This is a genomic window from uncultured Ruegeria sp. (assembly GCF_947489545.1).
Classification (GTDB): domain Bacteria; phylum Pseudomonadota; class Alphaproteobacteria; order Rhodobacterales; family Rhodobacteraceae; genus Ruegeria.
Genome location: NZ_CANLDZ010000056.1, coordinates 1 through 3,396 on the forward strand (window position 1 = coordinate 1; position 3,396 = coordinate 3,396).

At 51.2% G+C, this 3,396-nt stretch carries 5 protein-coding genes; 2 read left to right on the forward strand and 3 right to left on the reverse strand.

The features are described from left to right. Positions 1-18: 18 nt before the first annotated feature. Together Q1B13_RS27140 and Q1B13_RS26600 are read left to right on the forward strand one after the other, a co-directional pair. Entirely contained in the window at positions 19-261 is a 243-nt protein-coding gene (locus tag Q1B13_RS27140; RefSeq protein WP_366871150.1) for an ATP-binding protein, read from the forward strand. 199 nt (positions 262-460) lie between these two features. Then, complete coding sequence (locus Q1B13_RS26600; protein ID WP_299085904.1) at positions 461-976, forward strand: hypothetical protein; 516 nt, start codon at positions 461-463, stop codon at positions 974-976. 404 nt (positions 977-1,380) lie between these two features. On the opposite strand, the gene Q1B13_RS26605 is transcribed toward Q1B13_RS26600, so the two are convergent. From Q1B13_RS26605 to Q1B13_RS26615, 3 genes are all read right to left on the reverse strand, one after another. Next, positions 1,381-1,878 (reverse strand): DUF6714 family protein, encoded by a 498-nt coding sequence (locus Q1B13_RS26605; protein ID WP_299085903.1) that lies wholly within the window; start codon positions 1,876-1,878, stop codon positions 1,381-1,383. A 185-nt stretch (positions 1,879-2,063) separates the two neighbouring features. Beyond that, on the reverse strand, positions 2,064-2,399 hold the full coding sequence (locus Q1B13_RS26610) for a hypothetical protein (protein ID WP_299085900.1): 336 nt from the start codon (positions 2,397-2,399) through the stop codon (positions 2,064-2,066). Positions 2,400-2,646: 247 nt separating this feature from the next. Next, positions 2,647-3,072 (reverse strand): nuclear transport factor 2 family protein, encoded by a 426-nt coding sequence (locus Q1B13_RS26615; protein WP_299085898.1) that lies wholly within the window; start codon positions 3,070-3,072, stop codon positions 2,647-2,649. Positions 3,073-3,396 lie beyond the last annotated feature (324 nt).

Sequence of the window (3,396 nt, forward strand, 5' to 3'; positions counted from 1 at the left end):
AGCCGAACAACATTCCAAATCACAGCAAAGCGCACAGATAGGGGTATCGAAATTTGCGTTGAAGATGACGGGCCCGGTATTCCGGAAGGCGCCCGAGACGAAGTCCTTCGATCCGGCAGTCGGCTGGACACCTCAGTAAGAGGAACTGGTTTAGGTCTTTCTATTTCCGTTGATCTACTGGCCGCATATGGTGGGAAGCTAGAACTTAGAACATCGGAGCGCCGAGGTGGCTTGGCTTGTGAAGTGACGATTGGCCGATGAGAAAATCCTACTGTTTTATGCCGCTGGCCGCCTCGGCGCGGTTCCTGTCAACGGCGGCGTAAAAGCCGGCCATTGGGGCGGCCGGAGGGCATTGCAGCGATTTGACGAAAATCAGCAAAATAATGAGCTCGTCTCACAATGCCCAAAGCCGTAGCGTTCCTAGGTTGGAGATGTGACCGCAAGACAAGGAGATCAAAAAATGGAACGCTTCAGCAAAATCAAAAGAATCATTGTTGCACCGGCATTGGTGATCACACTGACCGCAGGATCCGCAATGGCAGGTCCGGGTCAACACTTTGCCAGCGCTGCCCAAAATAATCAGCAAATCGGCCAATCTGAAATATCCCATGACGCAGCACGCCAAGGCGAGGACACTGCAACAACCGTCGTCGGAAAAGTTGTCAACCTCATTGCTAACCTCTCACCATTGGACGCGACGCAAGTTGGGGGGAGCTCCAAGAAATCGCCGACCGTCAGCGACGAAGCTGTCAATCATACCACAAACTCTTCTTCGCTTGAGACCATGCAGGATCTGGGCACCGGAGCTGGCGATATGAGTGGAAAACTGCTTCAGTCACAAAAAGCCAGCGGTGATTTCTACTTAGATGGCGAGGCGCATTTCCAGTCTGTCCGCGCGGCTCAAGACAACGGCTTTGCCGATACGAACACGCTCATTGACGACACTAATGAAACTATCAAACAGGACACAGAATAGAAACTTCAAGACACGTCTGCGGGTCAGTACCTCGATACGTTTGCGGAAGCCATCGGAGGAGCCCTTAAGTTCAATGAATGGAAAGATAACCCCAACAAACCGCCAGTCGGACGCCCTTAGATAGCAGTGCGAAGGAACTAGGTTTCTGAACCCAAGGTAGCTAGGTCAATTCATTGACTCGGCCACCTGAAAGCCGTTCTGGATGTGTAATCGACTTTTTGCTTCGTTTCGAGTTGTTCAATTTGCGACAGACGCCTTTCAATGTCCGCTTCTGGGGAAGCTGCAAGACAGCAACCAACATCCGCGCGGATCCCCCCGTTGCCATTGCTCATTCTCAGTCAATGCCAACGGCAAGCCGGTTACGACAAAAAGCGCTGCGAGGAACCACATCAAATACGTAAGAATCATCGACCCGATGACAACACGCCTTGTTCAATCCAGTAATTGACCAATGCGGCTTCCGCAAACTCACCAAGTTGGGGATGGTCACTGAAATAGTACAAAAACCTCAACACAACCCCGTTCTGTGCAGGCGTTAATTGGTTGAACTTGGACTTCCTGAACTCGTGCAGCATTTCTTTCGATGTGCCGGGGTTGAGTGCCAGCAGAATGCTTTCACCGGCATATTCAGGGCTGTCTGAGCTTCGTAGAGTCCAAAGCAGATATGCGGGCAAATAATACTGAAATGCCTTTGCGCTGAAAGCAGTGGGGGCCGCGTATCCGTGTACGATCATTTGATCGGTCATCTCATGCCATTTGACCCCACCGTAGAACTCAAGAACATCCACGTCATCCATACATTCGGGGTGAAGAAGTTCATCGTCAGCAGGAGGATCAAGGCCGTCAAATGCAGCAATGATCTGGGTTGCAAGAGCTTCCGTTGTTGTCGTTACCTTTGGCATGGTGACATATTAAACTGGCTGAAACCCCGAGATCGAGGGGATCATCAACAATTCGGATTAGAGTGATTGCGATGGATAGCGGACAGGGGCTCTTTCAGGACGTCAGTCATGAGTTCCATGACAATTCCATCTATGCTCAAAATTTGATTTCACCTGACCCAGACAACGATGATTGGATGAGTGAACTAAAACTCGATATTGATCACATTGAGGAATGGATCAGGCAGGACAACGGGCATTTCAGTTTTTCCCTTTGCCAGGGTAACCTGTGTTTCGAGGGCGTTTCCGATCTGTCCGTCTCCTTTTCGTTTCCGAAATCGTCCATAACACCCTTGCCATTTGACCGGATTACCCGGCCCAGAGAGCCAGTGCGGGTCCACGGAACGGATTATTCCAAATTTGTCTGGACCATCGAACTGAATGACCGCCGCGGCAGTCGCATATGCATCCACGCCACCGGGTATCGCTTTGAAAGGGTCGGAAAACCCGTCACCTGCGAGGAACAATGTATACCCAAACACTTGCGCCTACCGAAGTAGAGACGAAAGACCGTGTGGCTATCTTCGTAACGAATGTCTTTGGACCTCACCAGCATTTTCACTTAGATCCCAAATTGGTACGCATTGAGCGGGAAGAACTGCTTGTCTCAAAATTGGATGCGAGTTCATTCAGTATAGCTAGGCCGAAATCGGGCACTAGTCATTGTCTGCTGAAGATCAGCGTTGCCGCGCTTCTCAGACGTTCCTATGCCGACTTTGCTAAAAGCATTCACTGCAAAAAAGCGCTACCACCCTGCTTGGCGTTGTCGTCGCGGTCGAACCAAACCAACGACAACTGTATCAAGCCATTGTCGTCGAGGGTCCGCTCCTCCCAACCCAACGGGCGAACAAGAGAATCTTCACGCCCTCCGGGACCGACGAGCATACCGGTAAAGAGAGTGTGGTTTCCTGATAAACGAAAATCATGCAACAACACTGAAGAACCAGGAAATTCGCGGAAAAATGGTGTTGCGTAGTCCGAAGCTATCGCTCCCCGGCCTTGAATCGCCTTGCCGGAATTGAGCCGTGCGGCCCCATTCTCCGCGAAATGTGCGGCCACTTGCGCCGGATCGTTGGAACTCCACGCTACGGCATAAGAAGAAGCTTTCTCCAGCGCACCAGAAAACAACATTTCGGTTGTCTCTTGTTCGAACATGCTCACCCATTGGTTCTCAAGATGAGCCCATGGAAATATCATAGTCGCGTAAGTGCAATAAGTCAGCTGTGTCCGCAATCTGTGAATTAGCATGGCGAACGATCTTGCGAGCGCAGCGAAAGGCCGGTTTGGTGAAGCCGCATTGCGGCGGCGGCACTTACGATGAATGTCTCCTTCGGGCTGTCCTTGGTATCAATAGGGCTTAGGCAGGTCCCGATGCTGCTCTGCCTCCGAGGTCCGCCGTGAGCCCAATTCGTTTCGCGCGCGACCAAATTGGCTAAGAACCGAATTGACACTTCACACGTCCAAAATTCACCACATTTT